The sequence below is a fragment of the Sphingobium yanoikuyae genome, assembly GCF_034424525.1.
GTDB classification, from domain to species: domain Bacteria; phylum Pseudomonadota; class Alphaproteobacteria; order Sphingomonadales; family Sphingomonadaceae; genus Sphingobium; species Sphingobium yanoikuyae.
Map to the genome: position 1 here is coordinate 2,605,045 of NZ_CP139979.1, position 25,455 is coordinate 2,630,499.

At 64.4% G+C, this 25,455-nt stretch carries 19 protein-coding genes; 6 read left to right on the forward strand and 13 right to left on the reverse strand.

Translation table 11 applies throughout. The annotated features are described in order from the left end of the window. The first annotated feature begins 2 nt into the window (after nt 1-2). Complete coding sequence (locus U0025_RS11960; RefSeq protein ID WP_004207619.1) at nt 3-1,016, forward strand: LacI family DNA-binding transcriptional regulator; 1,014 nt, start codon at nt 3-5, stop codon at nt 1,014-1,016. A gap of 75 nt (nt 1,017-1,091) precedes the next feature. Here the strand turns inward: U0025_RS11960 and U0025_RS11965 are convergent, their stop codons facing one another. Next, on the reverse strand, nt 1,092-3,602 hold the full coding sequence (locus U0025_RS11965) for a TonB-dependent receptor domain-containing protein (protein WP_004207620.1): 2,511 nt from the start codon (nt 3,600-3,602) through the stop codon (nt 1,092-1,094). Between the two features lie 189 nt (nt 3,603-3,791). Here U0025_RS11965 and U0025_RS11970 point away from each other — a divergent pair, with 189 nt between their 5' ends. Then, on the forward strand, nt 3,792-5,336 hold the full coding sequence (locus tag U0025_RS11970) for a putative 2OG-Fe(II) oxygenase (protein WP_004207621.1): 1,545 nt from the start codon (nt 3,792-3,794) through the stop codon (nt 5,334-5,336). A gap of 4 nt (nt 5,337-5,340) precedes the next feature. On the opposite strand, the gene U0025_RS11975 is transcribed toward U0025_RS11970, so the two are convergent. From U0025_RS11975 to U0025_RS12000, 5 genes are all read right to left on the reverse strand, one after another. Continuing rightward, nucleotides 5,341-7,443 carry an alpha-galactosidase gene (locus U0025_RS11975; protein ID WP_004207622.1) on the reverse strand — a complete coding sequence of 701 codons (2,103 nt, stop codon included), beginning with the start codon at nt 7,441-7,443 and terminating at the stop codon, nt 5,341-5,343. A 107-nt stretch (nt 7,444-7,550) separates the two neighbouring features. Further along, nucleotides 7,551-8,468, reverse strand: coding sequence for an ROK family protein (locus tag U0025_RS11980; protein WP_004207623.1), 918 nt, complete (start codon nt 8,466-8,468; stop codon nt 7,551-7,553). Then, on the reverse strand, nt 8,465-9,556 hold the full coding sequence (locus U0025_RS11985) for a glycoside hydrolase family 68 protein (RefSeq protein WP_004207624.1): 1,092 nt from the start codon (nt 9,554-9,556) through the stop codon (nt 8,465-8,467). The genes U0025_RS11980 and U0025_RS11985 overlap by 4 nt, the downstream gene beginning before the upstream one ends. Nucleotides 9,557-9,871: 315 nt before the next feature. Then, nucleotides 9,872-10,702: a 23S rRNA (adenine(2030)-N(6))-methyltransferase RlmJ gene (locus U0025_RS11990; RefSeq protein WP_004207625.1), complete on the reverse strand. Its 831-nt coding sequence runs from the start codon at nt 10,700-10,702 to the stop codon at nt 9,872-9,874. A gap of 486 nt (nt 10,703-11,188) precedes the next feature. After that, complete coding sequence (locus U0025_RS12000; RefSeq protein WP_004207626.1) at nt 11,189-12,112, reverse strand: LysR family transcriptional regulator; 924 nt, start codon at nt 12,110-12,112, stop codon at nt 11,189-11,191. 100 nt (nt 12,113-12,212) lie between these two features. Between U0025_RS12000 and U0025_RS12005 the strand changes: the two genes are divergently transcribed. Beyond that, the gene (locus tag U0025_RS12005; RefSeq protein ID WP_004207627.1) at nt 12,213-13,628 is read left to right on the forward strand and encodes an aldehyde dehydrogenase family protein; all 1,416 of its coding nucleotides are present in this window, start codon (nt 12,213-12,215) and stop codon (nt 13,626-13,628) included. After that, entirely contained in the window at nt 13,625-14,356 is a 732-nt protein-coding gene (locus tag U0025_RS12010; RefSeq protein ID WP_004207628.1) for an SDR family oxidoreductase, read from the forward strand. Before U0025_RS12005 ends, U0025_RS12010 begins: the two co-directional genes overlap by 4 nt. Nucleotides 14,357-14,370: 14 nt before the next feature. Here U0025_RS12010 and U0025_RS12015 read toward each other — a convergent pair whose 3' ends face one another. The 5 genes from U0025_RS12015 to U0025_RS12035 form a co-directional block, all read right to left on the reverse strand. Beyond that, the gene (locus U0025_RS12015; protein WP_004207629.1) at nt 14,371-14,904 is read right to left on the reverse strand and encodes a cytochrome P460 family protein; all 534 of its coding nucleotides are present in this window, start codon (nt 14,902-14,904) and stop codon (nt 14,371-14,373) included. An 11-nt stretch (nt 14,905-14,915) separates the two neighbouring features. Beyond that, a complete protein-coding gene (locus U0025_RS12020; protein ID WP_004207630.1) occupies nt 14,916-15,950 on the reverse strand; it encodes an alpha/beta fold hydrolase in 1,035 nt (344 codons plus the stop codon). Between the two features lie 136 nt (nt 15,951-16,086). After that, complete coding sequence (locus tag U0025_RS12025) at nt 16,087-16,857, reverse strand: alpha/beta fold hydrolase (RefSeq protein ID WP_004207631.1); 771 nt, start codon at nt 16,855-16,857, stop codon at nt 16,087-16,089. Nucleotides 16,858-16,882: 25 nt separating this feature from the next. Continuing rightward, nucleotides 16,883-17,296 carry an organic hydroperoxide resistance protein gene (locus U0025_RS12030; RefSeq protein ID WP_004207632.1) on the reverse strand — a complete coding sequence of 138 codons (414 nt, stop codon included), beginning with the start codon at nt 17,294-17,296 and terminating at the stop codon, nt 16,883-16,885. 25 nt (nt 17,297-17,321) lie between these two features. Beyond that, the gene (locus tag U0025_RS12035; protein ID WP_004207633.1) at nt 17,322-18,593 is read right to left on the reverse strand and encodes an epoxide hydrolase family protein; all 1,272 of its coding nucleotides are present in this window, start codon (nt 18,591-18,593) and stop codon (nt 17,322-17,324) included. A 214-nt stretch (nt 18,594-18,807) separates the two neighbouring features. Between U0025_RS12035 and U0025_RS12040 the strand changes: the two genes are divergently transcribed. Continuing rightward, nucleotides 18,808-19,878 (forward strand): redoxin family protein, encoded by a 1,071-nt coding sequence (locus tag U0025_RS12040; RefSeq protein ID WP_004207634.1) that lies wholly within the window; start codon nt 18,808-18,810, stop codon nt 19,876-19,878. Between the two features lie 107 nt (nt 19,879-19,985). Further along, entirely contained in the window at nt 19,986-22,727 is a 2,742-nt protein-coding gene (locus tag U0025_RS12045) for an ATP-binding protein (protein ID WP_004207635.1), read from the forward strand. A 48-nt stretch (nt 22,728-22,775) separates the two neighbouring features. Here U0025_RS12045 and U0025_RS12050 read toward each other — a convergent pair whose 3' ends face one another. Both U0025_RS12050 and U0025_RS12055 read right to left on the reverse strand, forming a co-directional pair. Then, nucleotides 22,776-23,420, reverse strand: coding sequence for a pentapeptide repeat-containing protein (locus tag U0025_RS12050; RefSeq protein WP_004207636.1), 645 nt, complete (start codon nt 23,418-23,420; stop codon nt 22,776-22,778). Nucleotides 23,421-23,532: 112 nt separating this feature from the next. Then, entirely contained in the window at nt 23,533-25,395 is a 1,863-nt protein-coding gene (locus U0025_RS12055; RefSeq protein ID WP_004207637.1) for a methanol/ethanol family PQQ-dependent dehydrogenase, read from the reverse strand. Between the last annotated feature and the right edge of the window lie 60 nt (nt 25,396-25,455).

Genomic DNA, 25,455 nt, shown 5'->3' on the forward strand with positions numbered 1-25,455 from the left:
GCATGACGGATCATCAGAACGAACCTGTCCGCAGCATAACCGACCTCGCCCGGATCGCCGGGGTTTCGGTATCGACGGTATCGCGTGCGCTGACGTCGAAGGGCGCACTCAACAAGGATACCCGCCGTCGTATTCAGGAACTGGCGGCCCAGCATGGCTTCCAGTTGAATGTGGCTGCGCAAAATCTGCGGCTGGGCCGAACCGGGGCAATCGCTGTCCTGCTGCCCCTGGGTCATGAGCGCGGGCAACATCTGTCCGATCCCTTCTTCATGGCGATGCTGGGCTTTCTGGCCGACGAACTGACGGAGCGCGGCTATGATCTGCTGCTTTCGCGCGTCCTGCCCGATGGCGAGGATTGGCTGGACGCCTTCATCCGCGCCGGCCGGGTTGATGGCGTCATCATCATCGGCCAGTCCAACCAGAGCGCCGTGCTGGACCGTACCGCGAGCCATTATCGCCCGCTGGTGATCTGGGGCGCCCATGCCGAGCGCAATCAATATCTGACGATCGGAACCGACAATGTCGCCGGCGGCGCGCTGGCGGCGCGCCATCTGCTGGAGCGTGGACGCGGCAAGCTCGCCTTTTTCGGCAATGTCGCGGTGCCGGAATTTGCTGCCCGCTATGAAGGCTTTCTGTCCGCCCTGCCCGCCGATGCGCGCGATCGGGTCGAACTGGTTCATGCGCATGTCACGCCAGAGGCCAGCTATCGCGTGGCGGCCGACTATTTCGCGGCGGGCCGTCGCCCCGATGGCGTGTTTGCTGCATCCGACGTCACCGCCATGAGCGTCATCACCGCCGCCGCCGAACAGGATATCCGCGTGCCCGACCAGTTGTCGGTCGTGGGCTTTGACGATGTCCCGCTGGCACGACTGTCCAACCCGCCGCTTACCACCATCCGGCAGGATATCCGCCGCGGTGCCGCCCTGCTGGTCGAGCAGCTGTGTCAGCGGCTCGCGGGCGAGGAGGTCGGATCGATCCAGATCGCGCCGGAGATCGTGATCCGGGAGTCAAGCTGACAAGAAAAGGCCCGGCGCCCTGAGGGAGCCGGGCCTTCGAGGTAGCCGAAACATAGGTTCCGGCATCGGATCGGGTCAGAAATTATAGCGGATCGAGGCCGTCACGGTGCGGCCATAGACCGCGCTATTCTGGAAGATGCCAGTCGTTGCGCTGATCGGCAGCAGTTGGCCGCCACCGCGATAGCCAAGCGTATCGAACAGATTATTGGCGTTGAGGCCCAGCTCCAGATTCTCGATTGGCCGCACCTTCACGAAGCCATTGAAGAAGGTCGTGCCGCGCACGGTGTAGAGATTGAAGTCGTCATTGGGTGCGCTGGACTGCCCGCTGGCCGACAGGCCGACCGCGAACAGGCCCGCATCATAGGATGGCGAGATCAGATAGGTGAGCTTGGGAATGCCACCGGGCCGGTTGCCGACCAACGCCGCCGTTGCGCTGTCCTTGATCTTCGGGTTCACCCAGGTCGCATCGACCGCCAGGCGGAAATTGCCGAGATTGAGGCGCCCGGTCAGTTCCACGCCCCAGGAGCGATAGTCGTTGGAGATGTTGGGATCATTGTTCGGCGGCGGATTGTTGATCCGGGTAAAGTCGTAATTATTTTCGGTGAGGGTCGAGCGAAATCCGGTGACTTCCACCGAATAATTGCCCGACCCACCGACGAAGCCACGATGCTTCACGCCCACTTCCTGCTGATTGAGGAAGTTGATCGCCGTGCTGGCACCCTGGCTGTTGAGCGACCCGTCGGCATTGAAATTCCCGCCCAGCGTGCGCCGGTCGGCATTGAAGCGCCCGCCCCGGCTGACGCGGGCGAAGATGCTGGTGCTGGTGTCGAAGGCATAGAGCGCACCGAACGACCAGCTGGTATAGCTGCGCCGGTAATTGATCCGCTCGATCGCGCCGCCCGGCACCATGGACGGGATAGTCGCGCTGCCCACTTCATCGCTGACGATATAATCGGGGCCAACGACGCCCGCCTGCGCCGTGCCTTCGCCGCGCACCCGATCGAAGCGCACGCTGGCGTCGAGGTCAAAGCCGCCGCCCGAATAATTGGCCGACAGGAAAGGCGCATCATCGGTATATTTGAGGTCTACACTGCGGGCGCAGCAATTGCCCCAATTGTCGTTGAAGCCCGCCTGGCCCGCTGCGGTTATCTGCGAACCGGTGGTGGAATAGAGATTGAGCGGCGCGGCATTTTCGCCTTCCAGCGCGCTATATTGGCGGTTTACATGCCAGTCCTGAACGATGTTCTGGCTCATGTGGAACCAGCCCGCCTGCACCGTGATCTTGCCCGCACCGACATCGAACCTGCCGGTCAGCGCCAGATTATTGGCGATGCTGCCCATATCCTTCATCACCGTGTTGATGTTCGGATTATTGTTCAGATAGGTGCCGGTATAGGCCTGCCCCTTGTTCGGCCCCGCCGCATAGCGGATCGCTCCCACCGTCTGCCCGTTGACGGTCGATCCCAGCACGCTGGCGGTCGTCGCGACATTCAGGAACTGGGTGGTGAAATTGCCGCTCATGTCGGTGTAGCGGAAATTATTGTCGACGGTCAGCGCGTCGTTCAGCTCATAATGGAATTGCGCCCCGACGGAGGTGACGCGGGGGTGGATGCCCTCCACATCGGCATTTTTGAGCACGCCATTGATGTCGACATATTGGAAGCTGCGCTGGTAGATGGAATAGGTCGATCCGTCACGCGCATCGAAGCCCGGCAATGGCTTGAAATTAGTGATCTTGTTTCCATCGATCGTCACCAGCGACGGCATGGTGGTGTTGGTCGGCGCCTGTTCGTCCAGCCGCTTGAAATTGAAGCGGATATATCCTCGGCCGTCGCCCAGATCCTTGGTCAGATTGGCCTTCACCTGATAGCCGCGCAGGATGTTGAAATCCTCATTGGTCGGGCCGCCGCCTTCGCGGGCATAGCCACCGACATGAAAGCGCAGCGTATCGCTGATCGGGCCGCCATAGTCGAAATCGACGCGCGTCTCGCGGAAACCGACGCCCTTGGACAGGCCGATCGAGCCGCCCTCCTTCTCGCCAGTCTTGCTGATATAGTTGACGACGGCGCCGGGCGCCTGGCTGGCGAAGGTGGAGGCGGAGCCGCCGCGCACGGCTTCCACGCGCTCGACATTCTGGTCGAAGCGCAGCCAATAATCGTTGTTGCCGAACTGGATGTCGCCGAACAGGGTGACAGGCAGCCCATCCTCCTGCAGCGCGACATATTCCGAGCCGCCCGTCGAAACCGGGATGCCGCGCACACCGATATTGGCGTTGCCGCCCGGCCCCGCCGTATCGGAGGGCTGGAGGCCTGGGATGGAGCGCAGCACTTCGGCTTCGGAACGCGGCGTAAAATTCTGGATCGCTTCCTGGCTGACCTGCGACACCGAAATGGACGATCGGAACCGCGACTTGTCGCCGGCTGCGGCGGTCACGACAATATCCTCGCCATTGACGGGTTCGGCATTCCCGGCCGCCGCGGCCTGCGCTTCGGCAGGTGCGGCATCCTGCGCCAGGGCAGGCCCGCCGAGGCAGGCCATGGCCAGCGCGAGCGTGGAAATGCGGCTTGGCTGAAAGCTGGTCTTCATCATCCCCTCCTTAGGGCCGCCGCGCATCGCTTCGCGGTCGGTTGAAGGCTTGCATAACCACCACTGCAAACCTTTGCAACATATTACAGCAAACGTTTGCATTTCATATCGTCAGCCCGGCGTTTATGGCTATATTGCGATTAGACAAGCGGCGGCGGCGGCCCAGAAACAAGAGCAAGCAGGTTGAGGATGAAAGACGATAACAGCCTCGTCGATCTGGTCGCGAACCAGCCAACATCGCCGTCTTCTCCCGATGCCGCCGCCTGGCTGCGATCGATCGAGTCGGCCATTTTGGACGCCTTGCGCGCCGGGGCTGGAGACCAGATCCCCTCGCGATTGGAAAAGGTCGGCATAGCCTGGCCAGACCATCCCCGCCTCCTCTGGCTCAAAGCACTGGTTCTGCGCGAAATGCAGACGCACGAGCCTGCGCTAATCGCCGCCGAGCGCGCGGCTGCTCTGGCGAAGGATGATCCGCCGGCGCAGGCGCTGTTCGCCCAACTGCGCTATGAAACCGGGCGGAGCGCCGCCGCGCAATTCGCTGTCGCCCGCGCGCTCGCGCCTGGAGACATGGCGCTGGTTCGTGGCCATGCCGGCGCGCTTGCAGCGGAAGGCGACAGCGATGCGGCACTGGCCCTGATGACGGCGGCGCTTGACGAGCATCCCGACTGGATCGAGGGCCAGACCTATCGCGCAACATTGCGGCGTCTGACTGGTGCAGGTGCGCGCGCGGATGAGGGCTTTGCCGAGGCGCTGGGCACCGAGCCGCATAATCTGGCGCTTCATCTGGCTCGCTTCCACTGGTTGGCCAAGGCGAAGTCATGGGATGATGCCGGCGCCGTGCTGCACGATGCTAACCGCGCCTGCGGCGATGCCGGCGCGCTGGAGGTGGCGCGCCTCTATCTGGAGGCGGAATCGGGCGCAGCGTCGAACAGGCCCGATCTGTTCGACGGGCTGGCCGACCGCCCCGATCCTGGCCTAGCCCTTGCCCGTGTCCGTCACGCATTGCGCTGTGGCGCGCCGGAGCGGGCGGTGCAAATCGCGCTCGCGCAGCTTGGCTCACCATCCGCGCCCCTGTTCTGGCCCTATCTGTCGATCGGCTGGCGCTTGCTGGGGGACGACCGGGCGACCTGGCTCGATCGACCAGAACAACTCATCCATGCGGCCGACATCGGTCTGGACGCCCGAGAGGTGTCCGATCTGGCCGACCTTCTCCGCACGCTGCACACCGCCACCGCCCCCTATCCGGATCAGTCGGTGCGCGGCGGTACCCAGACCGACCGGCCGCTGCTGTTCCGACATGAGCCGATCATTCAGCGCACCCGCGCGGCGATCGAGGCAAACGTGCGCGACTATATCGATCGCTTGCCTGCCGCCGAGCCGGGCCATCCGCTGCTAGGAACGCCACGCGGCGAGGTGAAATTTGCAGGTAGCTGGTCCGTGCGCCTCCATGCCCAGGGCTTTCATGTCACCCACACCCATCCGGTCGGCTGGATCAGTTCGGCGCTGCATGTCGCCTTGCCCGACCCGGACGCTATGGGGAAAGAGCCTTCGGGCTGGCTGCGTTTCGGTACACCGCCACCGGAACTGGGGCTGGATCTGCCGCCCTATTGCGAGATCGAGCCGAAGGTCGGGCGGCTGATCCTCTTTCCGTCCACCCTGTGGCACGGCACCGTGCCGTTCGCGGATGGCGAGCGGCTGTCGATCGCCTTCGATATCCGCCCACCGCGCCGCTGAGCGCTCAGCTTTCGAACAGATAGGCCGCGCCTTTATAATCGCCCTTCAGTTTCACGCGCAGCCCCTGTTCCATCCAGTAGGCGCCGCTCGCCTCCGTCGGCACATCATCGGGCAAGGCCGATCCGTCCAGCATCCGCACCCGGTAGCTGCGGAGCGGATCAAGCCCCTCAGGATGGAGCGCCTCCACATTGTCACGGAAGGATGAACTGTGCAGCATCTGGAACAGTACGGCCCGGCGCTTGTCCGGGGAGACATGGAAGGTCGCAGAGCTTGCCGCATCTGGCCGAGGTGGCGCGATGCGGTAGAGATCGCCGCGCTGCACGATATCCCGAATGGACTTGTAGGCGGCGATCCATTTCCTGGCCGTGGCAAAATCCGCCTCCTGCCAATGATCCAGATTGGCGCCTATCCCCAGGCTGCCCTGCATGGCGGACAGGAAGCGATAGTCGAGACTGGTTTCCCGGCCGTTCCCCCAGTTGGGGCTGTCCGTCACCCAGGCCATCATGATCGACGGCGCATAGGCCTGGGTAAAGCCGTCCTGAATGATCAGCCGATCATAGGGATCGGTATTGTCCGACGTCCAGCTCTGGTCGGTCAGGCCCATAATGCCCAGGTCGATGCGTCCGCCGCCACCCGAACAGCCCTCGATTTCCAGTCCCGGATGCCGCCGCCGCAGTTCGGACAGGATATAATAGAGGTTGCGGACATATTGGACCTGCACCCGCTGCTGATCCTGCGGCGGCACGCCCGGCCAGCCGGCCTCGGTCCAGTTGCGATTATAGTCCCATTTGAGGAAGGCGATGTCGTTCTGGCGCACCAACCGGTCCAGAACCGCCAGAAGATGATCGCGCACATCGGTCCTGGCAAGGTTCAGGACCAACTGGTTGCGGCCCTCCGTGCGCGGCCGGTCCGGGAAATTCAGCACCCAGTCGGGGTGGGCGCGGTAGAGATCGGATTTTACGTTCACCATCTCCGGCTCTACCCAGAGGCCGAAATCCATGCCCAGCACCTTCACCCGGTCGATCAGAGGCTTCAGGCCATTGGGAAATTTGCGCGGATTGACCGTCCAGTCGCCCAGCCCCGCCTTGTCGTCGTCGCGCGCGCCGAACCAGCCGTCATCGACGACGAAACGCTCGACGCCGATCTTCGCCGCCTTCTCGGCCAGTGCCATCTGTCCGGCCTCTGTCACGTTGAAGGTGGTCGCCTCCCAGCTATTATAGAGAACCGGCCGGATCTTCGCCTTGGCACCGCCGGGAATGATCGCAGCGCGCTGGAACGCATGAAAACGGCGCGAGGCGTCTCCCATGCCCTTGCTGCTGTAACCCGTGTAGAAAATCGGTGTGTCCAGGCTCTCGCCCGGCTTCAGCGCCCAGCTAAAATCATAGGGATTATAACCGCCGCTGATCCGCACCCGGCTGAGATTGTCGAGGCCCACCGACAGGCGGAAGGAACCGGACCAGGCCAGCGCCCCATACCAGACAGGACCATCCGTCTCGCTGCCCTTGCCGTCCTTGACCAGCGCAAACCAGGGCTGATTGCCATGGCCGGTCGATCCTCGGCGACTTTCCAGCACGGTCAGGGCTGGCGTCACCGGCGTTTCTACCTGCGACCATTCCGACGCATGGCGCCCCGTCAGATAGCGGAGACGATAGCCGTTGCCGACCGGCAGCGTGTAGGTCGCCGCCGCAATCTGGTCGATGCGCACCGGCTTGCTGTCGCCATTGCGAACGCTGGCCGATCGGGCGATCACGCCCGTCGCCGGATCAATCGCATAATGCAGTATCACCGTTAGCGGCCGGCGGATATCGGCCAGTTCCACGGTCAGAGTTTCGCCCGAAATCTTGTGACCGCGATATTTGAGAACCAGATCGCGATTGCCGTCGGCGAACACCGCCTTGATGCCCGGTTCGCTGACCAGCCCCTCCCCCTGCCCGGCATATTCCTGCGCCGTGATCGATCCGGCCGGGTCGAAACCCGACAATTCGGTGGGATGCCGGGCTATGAGCGGCGCCTTCTCATCCAGCGCCTGCCCCCAATAGAGCGGCTGGAGATAGCCCTGTTCGTCCACACCCATGGCATAGGTCACGCCGCCGCCATCGAGCCGCATCACCCGACCATCCGCTGTGGCGCTGACCTTTGCCCAAAGGACGCCAGGACAGGCAAGAGCCGTGAAGACGGTAGCCGCCAGGCACAATGACCGAAGGGATCGCATATTCATCGTCCTTGCCTTTCCGCCAGGGCATCAAGTGCCAGCGCGACCGCGCCGAGCGGCCCTGCCTGATCGCCCAGCGCGGGGGTGCGCACGATGGCCGCGATAGTGTCCGGAGTTACAAACGGCAGATAGCCAGCCAGTTGCGCGACAACCTTGGCCCGAACGCGATCGAGCAGATCGGCGCGCCCCATGCCCACGCCGCCGCCAATCAACACCTGCCGCGCTGCTGTCATGAGCAGGATCGTGGACACGAGCTGGGCAAGGTCATGGGCGACATGATCCCAGCGGGGATCCTCCGCATCGATCTGGTCACCCGGCTGGCCGAAGCGCCTTGCCAGGGCCGGGCCGGACACCAGCCCTTCGATACAGTCGCCATGAAAGGGGCAGGCGCCAGGGAAATCATCCCCCTTCGCCCGGCGAATGGCGATATGCCCCAGTTCCGGATGCATCGCGCCATGCAGCGTTTTGCCATTCAGGGCGAAACCGCCGCCCAGCCCCGTTCCTACGGTGAGGTAGCAGAGGCAATCGAATGGTTCCTGTCCCTGTGCCCCCGCGCCCCAGCGCGCTTCGGCCAACGCCGCCGCATTCACATCGGTATCGATCGCTGCCGGACAGGACAGCGCGCCGGCCAGCGCACCAAAAATGTCCGTATCGCTCCAGCCAGGCTTGGGCGTTGGCAGCATCCGGCCGAAATCCCCAGCATTGCTGTCGAGCCGCAAAGGACCAAAGGAGGCGATGCCCAAAGCGGCAAAGGCCTCTTCCGCGTGCCAGCGGGTCAGGATTTCCCGTGCCGCGCCCAATGTCACGTCCGGTGTCGTCGTTGGCACCAATTGTCGCTCGACGATCTCGGTTCCGCGTGCGCGCAGGACGAAAACCTTGGTCCCGCCCAGCTCGACACCCGCGACCAATGGGGGCGTCATGCCGCCACTCCAGCAGCATCGCCATCGAGCCACAACTGAACGAACGGTGCAAAGGCGCCACCGAACCGCCGCTTGCGTCCTCCCCCTCCCCAATTATCGACAAAGCTGGTGACCCGCAGATCAGGCAGCACCATCCAGCTATAGCTTTGCGCAGGCACTTCATGCGGGTTGGCGAAGACCAGGCCACTGCCGTTGATCGGGTGCCAGGGGCCGCTCAACATATCTGCGACCATGCCGTAGAGGCCCGTCGGCCCTATTGGCCCTTTTGGATTGAACACATGGGCCTGGGTCGACCAGAACAGATAATAACGCCCCTGATGGAACACCACATGCGGTCGTTCCAGCTCATTATTAATGTCGTCGGCGACGATCAGCGGCGGCTGGACGGTCCAGTCGTCCGGGCGATCGGCCGGGGCGGTGGCAACCCCGATTACCCCGTTGAAAGCCGATGCCGTTCCCGCCAGCGAGCCGGCGAAAAACAGATGATGGCGACCATCTGCAGGGTCGCGAAAATAGGCGGGATCGCGATAGGCCTTGATCGTGCCGATGGCGCCGCCGCCCGTGGTGGGCATATACCAATCCGGCATAGGTGGGATCACTTCGCACAGGTCGCGCCAGTCCGCCAGGCGATCGTCATCGCCAAAACTGGCCCGTGCGCTGAACATGCGCTGCTCAAAGGTCAGTCCATTGTCGCCGCGCCGCCCAGCGGCCGTGAAATAGAGGATCACATCGCCGGTGGCATCGTCGACGATGGCCGATCCAGACCATTCCCGGCTGCCCGGCGAAAAGCCATCTGGCATGGCAGGCCCAAGGTCGGACCAACCGCCATCCTCGTGGCGAAGCAGATGAATGCGTGCATGACCATGGCGCGCGTCCGGATCATCAAATCGCGGCGCCCCGAGCGCCATCCAAAGCTCGCCCCCCGCAGCATTGGCAAAGGGCGCGCCATCCCGGCGCTGGATCGGCCACGCATCCCAAATGCCCAGGTTGAAGGCGACCGGGGCAAAATCCTTGTCGGCGATTGGGGCAATGACGATCGGCGACGAGGGAATTGCAGCAACATGCGCAGCCGTCCAGGATATCGTCACATCAGCACCCTCTTCATGGGAGGAGGACGCCGTCAAGCGTGCAGTCCCAACGACATCCTCCCCAAGATAGAAGCAGGCCCATTCGCGCGGATACACCCGTCCGACCGTGCTTCATCGAAGGCGATAAAGTTTTATGCAAACGTTTGCAAGCATCAATCAAGCGGGTAGCATCGAAGGACTGCTGGCCTCTCGACGCTAAACTTTCAATTGCCCCCAGTTGAGCGGCGATGCCATTTCCCGGATCATCGGCCATCCGCCTGCGCCAAAACCGGACGCTGGCATCTGCCCCGAATGAAGGGTTGGATGCGCCTTATATCAATCGGCCAACCAGCCGGATATGATCTCGCCCCTATGCCCTTCGGGCGCCAACGCCGCGCGCAATGCCTCCAACAAGGGCGGCAGTGCCTGCGTGAAAGCATAGGGCGGATTGACGATGAAGAGGCCTGCGCCATTATAGATGCCGGGTTGCTCGCTATCGTACAGCCAATGCTCCACGCACAGCAGCTTGGGGATGCCGAGCTTGCGTAACTGCTCCTTCCACCGCCAATGCGTGGCATGGTCTTTCAGCGGAAACCAGATAACGGTCACGCCATGCGCCCATTTGCGCTGCGCGGCGGCGAGGGTCGCAGTGATGCGTGCGCGCTCGTCCGTTTGCTCGTAGGGCGGGTCGACCACCACTACGCCACGCGCGGTGCGGGGCGGCACCATGGCCAGCCAAAGCTCATAGGCGTCGCGTTCATGCACGGCCGCGCTTGTGCCGCGCATCACACCCCGCAGGGTGTAGGCGTCTTCCGGGTGCTTTTCATTGAGGATCAAGACATCCTGCGGGCGCAAAAGCTGCGCCAGAAATTGCGGCGAGCCGGGATAAAGGCGCGGTTCGTCACCCACATTCACCGCCTGCACGGCGGCGCGATAGTCGTCCAGCAAGGGGGTCGGGTCGGCAAAGGCCCGCAGCACGCCCTGCGTTGCCTCGCCGGTGCGTTGGGCATCGTCGCCGCCAAGATCGTACAGACCGCAGCCGGAATGGGTGTCGATCAGCGTGAGCGGGCCCGGCTTGTGCTGCAAGGCCCGCACCAAGGCAATCAGCAGGCTGTGCTTGACGACATCGGCGCTGTTGCCCGCATGGAAGGAATGGCGATAATTCATAGTGATTCAAAATCCTGACGATCTGCCTTTACGAGTTGCAGGGCCTTCTGCAAAGCGAAGCTAGGCCTTGTCCGCGAGCACGATCATGCGCCCGTCCAACGGCAGTCGGAGCCGGATTGGCAGACCTTCGCCGTTATGGGCAGCGGTAATGGCATCCATCATCCCGTCCCAGGCGCCCGCCTTCCGGCACCGCCCGAAGCGGTTGTGGTAGGTCGTGCGCGGGGCATGGCAGGCGGACAGAACGCGCCATGGCGCACCAGAGCGCAGCCACCAGCTGCTCCCCTCGCCAAGTCCTGCTTCCCTGCTTGGCTAAGGGCACCCACACCTTAGCTCGCTCGCATAAACCTCTGAAGTTTATGGGGTCGCGGCCCAGGTGCCGACCGCCCGCCTTTTCCATGCAGTGCAGGCGCTAGACGATGGAACAAACGCATCAGACGTACGCCATCTCTTCGATCACTGTGCCAACGATAGCTTCCTGTTGCCCCTTCAACGCAGAATGACGCCGGTCAGATCTTCGCTCCGCTTATGTCCCTCGCGGATCAGGTCGATCAGTGCCTGCAACTTGCGCGGAATATGGCGACGCCCGGCAAAATAGAGCGACAGGCCGGCAAAGGGTGGCGTCCATTCGTCGAGCAGCGGGACCAGTCGCCCTGCCGCGATGTGGGGCAGCGCGCCGCGCTCCTCGACATAGGCAAGCCCCGCGCCGTCGACGGCCGCGTCCAGGATCAGGTCGGTCGCGTCGAGGACGAGATTACCTGGAGCGTCAATCAGCGTCGCCTCTCCATGCCGCTCGAACTCCCAGCGATAAAGGCGCCCGCTGGATAGCCGCATGCCAATGCAGCGATGGTCCAGCAGATCGGCTGGCACGATCGGGGCACGACGCCCAGCCAGATAGGCCGGTGCGCCGACGACTATCATCCGCAGTTGCGGAAAGATCGGCACGGCAATCATGTCGGGCGGGATCGCATCGGCCAGCCGCGCGCCCGCGTCGAAGCCCTGCCCGGTAATGTCGACCAACGCGCTTTCGGTCACGATTTCGACCATGACCTGCGGATAGCGGCGGCCATATTCGAGGATGATCGGCTGCAGCATCATCCGCGCCGCGCCCGGTGATGTGTTGATCCGCAGCGTGCCGGACGGTTCGCTGGCATCGGCGCCCAGATCATCCACAATTTGGGCGATCGCCTGCAAGGCAGGTCCGATCCCTGCCACGAACTGCTCACCCGCGGCGGTCAGCACCACGCTGCGCGTCGTCCGGTTGAACAAGCGCACCGCCAGCCTCTCCTCCAGTGCGGCCACCGCATGGCTGAGCGCGGAGGAAGACAGGCGCAGATCGCGCGCTGCCGCGCGAAAGCCGCCGTGCCGGGCGACCGCCAGTACCGCCTCCATCTCCGCGACGCTAGGCATCATTGCGCGAAATTCCTTATCAGTTTGTACGATATTGTCCTTCTTATCAGATCGACGGCGCGAGTCCACATATGGCGCAGATGCATAATGGAGGCTTCATGCCATGCAGATGATCAGCGAAAACTATATCGACGGCCGGTTCCAGCCCGTTTCGGGCGATGAACAGGCGCCCTTGTTCAACCCCGCTACGGAAGAGCAGATCGGCATTGTCGGCCTGTCGAACGCGACGGATGTGGACGCCGCGGTGGCGGCGGCGAAGCGGGCCTTTCCCGTGATGGCCCACAGCACGGTGGCCGAGCGCATCGCGATGCTGCGGCGCCTGGCCGATGTGGTCGCCGCCCATGGCGATGCGATGGCATCCGCAATGGGCCAGGAATATGGCGCCCCGACCTATTTCATCGACTATAGCGCGCGGCGCGCAGGCTCAGTCTTCCTCGACATGGCCAATGTGCTGGAAAGCTATGCCTGGCAGCGCCGGATCGGGGCTGCGGAGGTCGAAATGCGCCCGATCGGCGTCGCGGCGGCGATCACGCCATGGAACAGCAATTTCGGCTTTATCTGCGCCAAGCTGGCGACCGCGATCGCGGCGGGCACATCCATCGTCATCAAGCCGTCCGAGATGAGCGCGCTGCAGACCCATGTCCTGCTGCAGGCGCTCGACCGGGCCGACCTGCCGGCCGGCGCGCTCAACATCGTCAACGGATCAGGTGCGGTCGCAGGCGCCGCGCTCACGGCCCACCGCGATATCGCCAAGATCAGTTTCACCGGATCCACCGGCACCGGCCGGGCGATCCTGCATGCCGCGGCAGAACGGATGGCCCGCGTCACGCTCGAACTGGGCGGCAAGGGTGCGCAGATAATCCTCGACGATGCCGATCTCGGCGCCGCTGCCGCGCAGGCCCTGACGAGCGGCTTCATCAACAGCGGCCAGGCCTGCATTGCCGGTACCCGCATCCTGGTTCCCGCGCGGCTGAAGGGCGCGTTGCAGGATTGCCTGATTGCCGCGCTGGCACACTGGCCGGTCGGTCCAGCCAGCGATCCAGCATCGCGCATCGGCCCGATGGTCAGCCAGAAGCAGTGGGACCGGGTGCAATCCTATATCCGGCTCGGTCGGAACGAGGGCGCAATCCTGCTGGCGGGAGGCGAAGGACGTCCCATGGGCCTGGATCGCGGCTGGTTCGTGCGGCCCACCTTGTTCACCGATGTCGACAACAGCATGCGCATCGCGCGCGAGGAAATATTCGGCCCGTTGCTGTCGATCATCGCCTATCAAGGCGAAGCGGATGCGATCCGGATCGCCAACGATAGCGATTATGGCCTGCAAAATTATCTGCTGGGTACCGACCCCGACCGGCTGAAGCGCGTGGCAAGACAGCTGGACTCAGGCCGGGTCGTCATCAACGGCGCGGCACATGAGCCGCTCGCCCCCTTTGGCGGGGTCAAACAGTCAGGCATCGGCCGCGAATTTGGCAGCTTCGGCCTCAACGCCTTCCTCGAACCGCGCACGGTGCTGGCATGAGCCGGATCGCGTTCGTCACTGGCGCCAACAAGGGGCTGGGCAAGGAAGTGGTGCGCCAGCTCGGCCAGGCCGGCATGACGATGCTGCTCGGCAGCCGCGATGCCGGGCGCGGCGCAGAGGCGGTGGCGGAACTGCGCGCCGAGGGGATCGACGTCCAGTCGATCCGCATCGACGTGACCAGCGACGCCAGCGTGATCGCGGCCGCCGCTCAGATCGAGGCGGAGCATGGCCGGGTCGACATATTGGTCAATAATGCCGGCATGTTGCGGCGCGTGCCGACGATCGAGACGTCGGCGGCGAACATGCGTGAAACCTATGACACCAATGTCTTTGGCCTGGTACGGGTGACGCGGCAGATGCTGCCGCTGCTGGTCCGATCCGACGCACCGCGCATCGTCAACGTCGCCAGCACCAGCGCCTCGCTCGCACTCACCAGCGATCCCGCCACGATGTTCGGCCAGTCGGACACGATCCTGGCCTATGCCTCGTCCAAGACCGCGATCTTGATGCTGACGCAACATTATGCCCACGCCTTCCAGCGCAGCGCGACGCACCGGCACATCCGCATCAACAGCGTGACGCCCGGCCATATCGCCACCGACCTCAACGGCCATGCCGGCACCCGCACGGTCGAACAGGGCGCGCGGGTGGTCATGACCTTTGCGACGCTGCCGGACGATGGCCCCAATGGCGGCTTCTTCAATGAGGATGGCCCCCTGCCCTGGTAGGACGAGGCCGCCCCTTATTCCGCATAGTCGGTGAAGACGAAATCCTTGCCCTTCTCCAGCCGCTCCAGCTTCTGGTGACAGGCAAAGCAGCTCTGCACCACGGCCGGGTCGGGATTGGGTCGACCGCCCTCGAACTGGCCATAGCCCCAACCGCCGGTCGCGGCATAGCGCTTCGCATCCTTGACGCTGACCTGCACATTGGTCGGCGCGCCGGCGACGAAGGATTGCGGGGCGGGAAACACCGCGTCGTTGCGCGGTGAGGCCTGATAACGCCAGGCCAGCCGGACGATCACCGCGCCATCGGGAAAAGGCCGCTTGCCATCGCGAAAGGCCTTCACCGCAATGGCATTGCCAAGGATCGCGCGGATATCGTCATTCCTGCCATTTTCCTGCGCCACGCTGATCAGTTTCCAGTCGCGATAGCCCTTGGGCAGGGTCACGCCATAGATAGGGGACGCCTGCGCCTTGCGGGCCGGGCCGGCGAAGACCACCGATCCGCCCAGCAACAGCGCGGCCATGCCTAGCGCCAGAATGCCGATCCGTGTCATCGCTGCCCCCCTCATCCTGCCATGCGTGCGGCGTCGAGCACCGCCTGTGCAAAGGCCGCCGGCGCCTCATGCGGCAGATTATGACCGATGCCGCCTTCGATCAGCCGATGGTCATAAACGCCCGCGAACTTCGCGCGATAGGCGGCCGGATCGGGGTGCGGCGCGCCATTGGCATCGCCTTCCATCGTAATCGCCGGGATCGTCACCGGCGGGCCGGCGGCCAGTTTCGCTTCCAGTCCGTCATATTGCGGCTCGCCTTCGGCCAGGCCCAGCCGCCAGCGATAATTGTGGATGACGATCGCGACATGATCAGGATTGACGAAGGAGGCCGCCGACCGGGCAAAGGTCGCATCGTCGAACGCCCAGCGCGGCGACGCCAATTGCCAGATCTGCTTGTTGAAGGCGTTGGTATTGGCGGCATAGCCGGCCTTGCCGCGCTCCGTCGCGAAATAATATTGATACCACCATTGCAGTTCCGCGGCGGGCGGCAGCGGCTTGGCATTGGCGGCCTGGCTGCCGATCAGATAGCCGCTGACCGACACCAGCGCCTTGCACCGTTCGGGCCACAGCACCGCCATGATGTCTGCCGTGCGCGCGCCCCAGTCGAAGCCGGCCACCACCGCTTGGCGGATGCCCAGCGCATCCATCAGCGCGATGCCATCCGCGCCCAGCGCCGCCTGCTGTGCATTGCGCGGGGTGGCTGCGTCACGGAAGACGGTGCTGCCATGGCCGCGCAGATGCGGGATGATGACCCGATGCCCCTGCGCCACCAGCAGCGGCGCGACCTCGGCAAAGGCGTGGATGTCATAGGGCCAGCCATGGAACAGCAGGATCGGCGCGCCATCGCGCGGCCCCATGTCGACATAGCCGATATTGAGCACACCGGCGTCGATCTGGCGGATCGGGCCCAGCGCAGGCGGGTTCGCCCCGGCAACCGGAGCGGCAAACGCCCGACCAGCCGACCCGCCAGCCACCAGCGTCGCGGCCATGGCGGCTGCGACACGAACGAAATCCCGGCGAGCGGGGTCTGCAATATCCTGACGCATCATCATTCTCCCATCCATGGGCTGAGCCGGGTTCAAGCTAGCCGGCACTCACGGCGACGGTTTCCTGATAGACGCATCGCCGACGATGCGCCTGTTAATCGCTGTGATCTGCTGTGAGCCGGCATGGTTCCCGTTGTCAGTCGGCATTCGCCGCCTTTTCGATCAGCCGGGCGACTTCGGGTGCGTGCGACACCATCACGACATGCGATGCGCCGCGGATCACCACGCTCTGCCGCGCCGCTGCGCGCTGCGCCATGAAGGCCATGGCGGCGGGCGGGATGTTGCGGTCGGCGTCGCCATAGATGAACCAGGACGGCACGGTCTTCCACGCTGCCTGGGTCGCGGCTTCCGACAGGGCGGCCTCGGCAATCGGGCGCTGCCCCGCCGCCATCAGGCGCGCTTCGGCCGGCGGCACATCGGCGGCGAACTGGTCATGGAAACGGGCCTGCAGGATATAAAGATCCTTGCCTCCCGAACCGAGCGAGACCGGCGGTGCCAGTGCCGGCCCTAGCGTGCTGCCGGGGAATTTGCCGGTCAGGCCGATGGCGGTTTCGCCGACGTCCGGCGCGAAGGCGGCGACATAGACCAGCCCCTTCACATTGGCCTGGCCGGCCGCAGCCTCGCTGATCACCGACCCGCCATAGGAATGACCGACAAGGATCACCGGTCCCGCGATGCTGCGAACCAGATCGGCCACGACATCGGCATCGGCGCGCACGCCTCGCAGCGGATTGGGCGCGGCGACCACCCGATAGCCGTCCTGTTCAAGGAAGGGAATCACGCCGTTCCAGCTGGAACTGTCGGCAAAGGCGCCATGGACCAGGACGATGGTCGGCTTGATCGGTTGCGCCTGCGCATTGCCTGCGGCGAGACCCGCCAGCAATGCGCCCATGATGAGAGTCCGCATGTCAAATCTCCTGATGTTCGGGGTTTCAGACGAGCGTGACGAGGGCATCGATATTGCCCTTGATCGCCTTTGAATAAGGGCAGGTGCGGTGCGCCTGCTCGATGATCTGCCGGGCTATGTCGGGCGCTAGGCCGGGCACCGAGACATTGAGCCGGGCGGCAAGCGAATAGCCTTCGTCGCCATGGCGCAGCGACACCTCCGCATCGATGGCCAGGTCGTCCGGCAGGGTCACGCCCTTTGCCTTCGCGGCGATCGCCATCGCGCCTTGGAAACAGGCAGACCAGCCGGCCGCGAATAATTGTTCGGGATTGGTCCCCTGCCCCTGTCCGCCGGGCGTGGTGAGAGGGAGGTCAAGGCGACCGTCGGAACTGCGGGCGTGGCCTTCGCGTCCACCGGTCACATGGACCTGGGCGGTATAGAGCGTCTTGGTGTCGGACATGGCAAGTCTCCTTTATTGAGGGGGTTCAGCGCAGCGGACGAAAGGCGGTGCGCAGTTCCTGTGCGAACAGCATCGGCTGTTCCCAGGCGGCGAAATGGCCGCCATCGGCCACCGCGTTGAAATAATGGAGGCGGCTGTAGCAGCGCTCGGCCCAACTTCTGGGCGCACGGAAAATCTCGCCGGGGAAGACGCTGATCGCGACCGGCAGGTCGATGACGCCACGCGCGTTGAAATTATTGCTATGGTCTTCCCAATAGATCCGGGCGGCCGAGGCGCCGGTGCCGGTCAGCCAGTAGAGCGAAAGATCGTCGAGGATGGCATCGCGGCCCAGCAGCTTCTCGGGCTGGCCGTCGCTATAGGTCCATTGCGCGATCTTCTCATACATCCACGCCGCCATGCCGACCGGCGAGTCCACCAGCGCATAGCCGATCGTCTGCGGCCGCGTGTTCATCATCGCGGCATAGGCGGCATTGTCGCGGTAGAAGGCGGCGAGTTGGTCGAAGGCCCGGCGTTCCGGCGCGCTCAAGGTGGCGGGGGCGGGATCGCCGGCGGCAAGGATATGGGCGGTCTCGGCCGGCACCACGGCCGGCATGTTGAGATGGATGCCGATCAGGCCCGGCACATGCTGCAACGCCATCCGCTGCGAGATCACCGATCCGCAATCGCCGCCCTGGCTGACATAGCGATCATAGCCCAGCCGCCGCATCAGCACTGACCAGGCCCGACCGATATGGTCGGATCCCCAGCCCGGCACGCGGGGCTTTTCGGAAAAGCCGAAGCCAGGGATCGAGGGAATGACGAGGTGGAAGGCATCGTCGACCGTGCCGCCATGCGCGGTCGGATCGGTCAGCGGACCGATGACCTTCAGAAATTCCAGGATCGAACCCGGCCAGCCATGGGTCAGGATCATCGGCAAGGCGGCGGCATGGCGCGAACGGACGTGGATGAACTGGATGTCGAGCCCGTCGATCCGGGTGATGAACATCGGCAGCGCATTGAGCTGCGCCTCGACCCGGCGCCAGTCATAGGCGCCCGCCCAGTAGCGCATCAGCGGTTCCAGCGTCTGGCGACGCACGCCCTGGCTGTCGTCGGCGACCGGCTGGGTGTCGGCCCAGCGGGTTTCGGCGATGCGCCGCTTCATCGTTGCAATGTCCGCCTGCGGGATGGCGACGCGAAAGGGCCGAACAGCCGTGTCGTCGATCGCGGCACGCAGCGCGGACGGCATGGCGCTGGCCGCGCCTGCCAATGCAGCACCTGCCATGAACCGGCGGCGTGATGTCGAATGGGGTTCCGTCATGTTCATTTCCTCGATCCGGGAAGTCATGGTCCCGGAGATAGAGGAGCGGGTGCGGAACGCCCGTTAGTTGGGATGATGGGGCGTTAGCCGTTGCAAATGCGATCTGCCGCCCGCGCCACTGCCGCCAACTAATGCGCCCGCACAGGGCCTAACAGGCATCCGCGCAACCGGCCGCTACATTGCAGGCAAGAGAGCAACCACAAGGCCGCCCGCCATGACCAGAACCCGTTCGATCCGTTTCATCGCCGCCGCCCTGCTGGCAGCCGGTGCCACCACCATCGCCTGCTGCGCCGATGCGATCCGCGCGGCTCCCTTCAACGCTCCACGAAAGGCCATTGATGTGCTCGATCATGCAGGCCCCTGGCTGATGCCCGTGCCCGGTGGCGTGGCCTCGCTGCGCGGCAAGGTGGTGCTGGTGAATTTCTGGACCTATTCCTGCATCAACTCGCTGCGCGCCCTGCCCTATCTACGCGCCTGGCAGGAACGCTATGGCGACAAGGGGCTGGTCGTGGTCGGCGTCCATGCGCCCGAATTCCGGTTCGAGCATGATCCTGCCAAGGTCCGTCAGGCCACCGCCCGGTTGGGCGTGGACTATCCCAATCTTCAGGACAATGACTATGCCGTCTGGCAGGCGTTCGGCAATCAGGGCTGGCCCGGCTTCTATTTCATCGACGCCAGGGGGCAGGTGCGCGGCTATCGCGTCGGCGAGGGCGATTATGCCGAGTCCGAACAATTGATCCGCCGCCTGCTGGCCGAGGCCGGTCACGATCCTGCGGCCATTCCCGTGACGCCGATCCAGGGTCGCGGAATCGAGGCCCCGGCCGACTGGCGCAATCTGGCATCGGGCGAAGCCTATCTGGGCCATGACAAGGCAACCGGCTTCCGGTCGCCCGGCGGCCTGCGCCGGGATGCGACCGCAAGCTACAACGCGACAACCGATCTGCCGCTGGGCGGATGGGATCTGTCCGGCGATTGGACCGTCGGATCGGAATTTTCCCGGCTGGATGCACCCAATGGCACGCTGCGCTATCGCTTTCATGCCCGTGACGCGCATCTGGTCCTGGGCGGCGCCCCCCATGGCCGCCCGATCCGCTTCCGCGTGACGATCGATGGCGCAGCGCCCGGCGCCAGCCATGGCGCCGATACCGATGCGCAGGGCTGGGGCGAAGTGCGGGACGACCGGCTCTACCAGCTTGTCCGCCAGACCGGCCCCATTCGCGATCGCACCATCGCCATCCAGTTCGCCCGGCCGGGGGCCAGAGCCTATTCCTTCACCTTCGGCTGATTCCCCGGTCCATCTCTCGCCATTCCACTGGTCGTTGCCTTTCGCTAACGATATGGCAATGCAGCAGACAGCGGCGCGAACGTCGCCGGAAATGGGACGGTGCAAGCGTGGCAGACGGAGACAGGCAGCTTCTGGGCGAACGGCGCAGCTTCGGCCCCTTCGCGCTGCTGCCGGCCGAAAGGCTGCTTACCCGCGATGGTGTCCCGGTCGAGATTGGCGGCCGCTCCTTCGACCTGCTGGTGGTGCTGACCGAACAGCCGGGGCAGATCCTTTCCAAGCGCGACCTGTTGAAGCGGGTCTGGCCCGATGTCGTGGTCGAGGATGGCAGCCTGCGCTTCCATATGGCGGGCCTGCGCAAGCTGCTGGGCGAAGGCACCGATGGCGCACGCTATATCGCGACCCAGGTTGGGGTCGGCTATGCCTTCGTCGCCCCGGTCGCGGTGCAAGGGCCGGCAGCGGGTCAGACCGTGACGCCCGCCCCTGCCCCGCTCGCACCGACGCATAATATCCCGCCGCGCCTGCCGCACCTGATCGGCCGGACGGAGGATCTGGCGCTGTTGCAGAACAGGGTCGTCGATACGCCGCTGTTCACGATCGTCGGCGCCGGCGGCGTCGGCAAAACTTCGCTGGCGATCGAGATCGGCCACGCCCTTGCCCCGCAATTCTCCCATCGCGTCGCCTTCGTCGATTTCAGCATGTTGGAAAATCCCGGCCTGGTGCGGCCGATGATCGCCGGCGCCATGGGCCTGACCGTGCAGAGCGACGATCCGCTGGCGGTGATCCTGGGCCATCTGCGCGATCAATCCTTTCTGCTGCTGCTCGACAATTGCGAGCATCTGATCGCCCCCACAGCCGAACTGGTCGAACATATCATCGACGCCGCACCGCAGGTGCGCATCCTTGCCACCTCGCGTGAGCCGCTGCGCGTCCGCGGCGAACATGTCCATCGCCTCGACGCGCTCGGCTATCCCGATGATGCACAGGCGCTGACGCTAGCGGAGTTGCGCGCCTATCCCGCGATCGAACTGTTCCTGGAGCGGGCGCGCGCGGCCGACAGCCAGTTTCGGGTCGATGAGGGTGACGCGCGCCTGATTGGGGATCTCTGCGCCCGGCTGGGCGGCATGGCCCTGCCGATCGAACTGGCGGCCGTGCGCGCCGCATCTCATGGGCTGGAAGCGACGGCCCGGCAACTGGGCGAACGGTTCAGCCTGATGTGGCCGGGGCGGCGCACCGCCCTGCCGCGTCAGCAGACATTGCAGGCGACGCTCGACTGGAGCCATGACCTCCTGCCCGACGTCGAGCGGATCGTGCTGGAGCGGCTGGCCATCTTCGTCGGCCCCTTCTCGATCGACGCGGCGCTCGCGGTGGTGGCCGACGCGCTGGTCGGCGCGGACGATATCGCCGCCGCCGTCGATCAACTGGTCGCCAAGTCGCTGATCGCGCCAAATCGGATGCGAGGCGCGGGTACCTATCGCCTCCTGGAAATGACCCGTGCTCATGGGCGCCAGCATCTGCTTACCCGTGGACAGGCCGAGGTTAATGCCAATGTCCGGCGCCATGCCGCCTATTATCTGGCGGAACTGGAAGCCCTGCTCGCGCAGGAAGATGACGTCCTTCAGGACCAGCGCCCCCTGCGACAGCAACTGGGCAATATCCGCAGCGCGCTCGACTGGGCCTTTGGCGAAGACGGGGATCGGCGCATCGCCGTGCGCCTTGCCGCTGCCAGTGCGCCGGTCTTCCTCAATCTCTCGCATCTGATCGAATGCCGCAACTGGTGCAGCCGGGCGCTGGCCGAAATGATGGACAGCGAACGCGGCACCGCGATCGAGCTGGAACTGCAGGGCGCGCTCGCCATCGCGCTGATGTTCACCCGTGGCAATCGGCCGGAAGCCGGCAAGGCGCTCGACCGCGCGCTGGAAATCGCCCGGCTGTTGGAGGATCGCTGGAGCGAGCTGCGCATTCTTGGCCGACTGCACATTTTTCATGAGCGGATCGGCGAATATCAGGTCGCGATGGATCACGCCGCGCGGGCAATCCAGGTGGCCGAGGCGGTCGGCGAGGATGAGGCCATCGGCGTCGCCTATTCGCTGTCAGGCATTTCGCACCATCTGGCCGGCGACCAGATACAGGCGCGCACCGATCTGGAAATGTCCCTGGCGCATGCTCCCCAATCGCTGCGCAGTCAGACGGTGCGCTATGGCTTCGACCATCGCAATCGCTCTATCATCGCACTGGCCCGCACGCTCTGGCTGACCGGTGACGAACGACGGGCCAAGGCGCTGGCGCGCCAGGCCGTCGAGGACGCCGCGACGCTCAATCATCCCGTGACGCTCTGCATCGCGCTGATCTGGTCGCTGTCGATCCATAGCTGGATGAGGGACTTTGCTGCCGCGGAGGAGACGCTCGCCACCTTTGCCGACTGTGCCGAAGCCAATGCCCTAGGCCCCTATATCGCCGCAGCCAGCGGATTTGCCGGCGAGTTCGCGATCCTGCGCGGGGAAGCAGGCGGCGACGCGCTGACAGCCATCGAGCAATGCCTCGTCCGGCTGCGCACTGCCCGTTATGACCTGCTGACGACGCCTTTTTCCATCGCACTGGCGCAGGGCTTGATGCTCGACACGCGTTTCACAGAGGCTGGCAAGGTGATCGACGCCACCATCCGGCGATGCGAGGCAAATGGCGAACAATGCCTGATGCCCGAATTGTTGCGGATCAAGGCCAGGATCGCAATCGGACTCCTCGACAGCGCAACCGCGAAATCCTCCCTGGATAACGCCATCACGCTCGCGCGCCGGCAAGGCGCTGTCGCATGGGAGTTGCAGGCCGCCGCTGATCTGGCTTCCTCGTAACGGCTGTTAGCGGATAGGTTCTGGCCGCAGGAGAAACGCGCGACAGGCCTATTGATTGCGTTGCCGCTCCCGTTCCTCCGTCTGCCAGACGGTATCGCCGTTTTGCCAATGGGTCGGGCAGCCCCGGCAATCCTTCATCCAGGCATCCTGGAACACGGCAAAGCGCAATTGCACGCCATCCATGACGGCACGTTCCAGGTCGGCTTCGTAGAATTTGGCTTCCATGAGATCGGTGTTGATGAAGCGCGCATCCTGGAAGCTTGCTCCCTTCAGCAGCGCCTTTTCCAGCGTGGCGGCGGTCATGTCGCTGCGGTCGAACCGCGCCTTGGCTGCGCGGACGAAGGACAGATCGGTGCCGCGCAGCGATGCCCCTTCCAGACGGGTGCCGCCCATGAAGGCCGTGCTCATCCGGGCGCCGTCGAGGTCGGCGCTGGTCAGCTTGGCGCCAGTCAGATTGGCATGGCGCAGATCGGCGCGCGCAAGCTTTGCTCCGGTCAGGTCGGCGCCGCTGAGGTCGGCATTGGCCAGATCGGCAAAGCGCAGGTCGGCGCCGGGGCAACTCGCCTTCGGTCCGATCCGGCAGCCATTGACGATCCAGGGATCGGGGCGCTCCTCGACATTGGTGATGAGCATCTGGGCAGTGGCTGGCGGGACAGCCAGCGATGCGGCCAGCAGGGACAGGATGATGCGCATGGCAGGTTCCCTATGAAAACGGAGTCCGCCCGGTCGGTCGGCAAGGGAGGCGCCGGCCGACCGGGCGGATCGGCACCGGGGGTGATGAGGCCCCGGTGATGCCGGAAGGGAATCAGCCTTCGGGCAGTTCGAACACCCAGAATGAGCCACCCTGGCTGACCGAGCGCGTCAGGTCCGCCATGTCACCACCCCATAGCGGCACCGCGCCGCCATAGCCCGAGGCAAGGCCGATATATTGCTTGCCGTCCATCTCCCAGGTGATGGGCACGGACACCACGCCCGACCCGGTCTGGAATTTCCACAGCTCCTCGCCAGTCTTGGCGTTGAACAGCTTCACATAGCCGTCGCTTGTGCCCTGGACGACGATATTGCCCTTGGTCGTCAGGTTGCCGCCCCATAGCGGCAGATGCTCCTTCGCCTCCCAGGCGATCTTGCCGGTCTTGGGGTCCAGCGCCCGCAGCACGCCGACATGATCGTCGAACTGCTTGCGGATGCGGAAGCCCTGACCGAGATAGGCGGCACCCTTGTTATAGGTCACATTCTCGGTCCAGTAATCTTCCGACCAGTCGTTGGACGGGATGTAGAACAGTCCGGTTCCCGGATTGTAGGACATGGGCATCCAGTTGGTGCCGCCCAGGAAATTGGGGGTGACCTTGATCACGTCCCCCTTGTCCTGGCCTGGTGCGGGCGGCGGCGGACGCTGCCCCGGATTTTCGATCGGCCGGCCATTGGCCACATCCCATTTGCTGGCCCAGCTGATGTTCGGGACGAAGGGATAGATGCCCAGCGCCGATCCTTTCTGCTTGCTGATCTTGCCATCGCGCTTGGTCAGCTTGTCGAGATCGGTCAGGAAGAAATAGCCGTTGCGATCGGCATGGGCGCCGGCGCGGATCGTCTTGCCGTCCTTTTCCAGATCGAACAGCACGATCGGGTTGTTGCCCGAAAAGTCCCAGGCGTCGTTGGGCGTATGCTGGAAGAAGCCCACCGGCTCGCCGGTCGACGGTTCGATATAGACCTGGCCCGATGTGTAGAGGCTGTCGCCCGGCGAACGCTTCCAGGTGTTCCATGGCGCGGGATTGCCGGTACCGATGACGATCGTGTTGGTCTTCACGTCAAAGGTCGCCGACTGCCAGGGGGCTCCGCCGCCATGGTTCCACGCCTCGACCTTCTTGCCATCCTTGTCATTGGGCCAGCTCGGCGCCTTGGGATCGCCAGTGAAGCTCGACGGCTTGCCGTTGAGGCGGCCCTGATGCCCCTCAACCATCGGCCGCATCCAGATTTCCTCGCCGGTGTCGGGATCGCGGGCATAAAGTTCGCCCACCACGCCGAATTCATCACCGGACGATCCGTGGATCAGCATGACGCGCCCGGTCTTCTGATCCTTCACGATCGTCGGCGCGCCGGTCATGGTGTAGCCGGCCTTGTGATCCTGGAACTTCTTGTTCCACACCACCTTGCCGGTCTTGCGGTCGAGCGCGATCATGGAGGCGTCGAGCGTGCCGAGGAAGATCTTGTCGCCATAGATGGCCGCGCCGCGATTGATGACGTCGCAGCAGGGACGGATGTCATCGGGCAGGCGCGCGGTGTAGGACCAGATCTTCTTGCCCGTCGCCGCGTCCAGCGCGAATATCCGGCTGTAGGATGCGGTCACATAGATGACACCGTCATAGAAGAGGGCCTGGCTTTCCTGTCCGCGCTGCCGCTCGTCGCCGAAGGAGAAAACCCATTTCGGCACCAGTTTCTTCGCAGTGTCACTGTTGATCTGGTCGAGCGTGCTGAACCGCTGGGCCCGCACGCCCAGGCCATACATCAGCACATTGTCGTTGCTCTGCTCGTCATTCAGGATGTCGTCCCAGCTGACGCCCGGCAGCTTGAAATCATGCTTGGCCGCAGCCCCATTCTGGCCCAGCGCCGGCCCCGCCAGCATCGTTGCCAGCGCCGTAATAGCCGCCAGCCGCCCCCTTGCTCCTCGCATCGCATCCTCCTTGGCAGTGCGGCTTGATCGCCGCTTACCCGGAGAAGTGTAGGAAGGCTT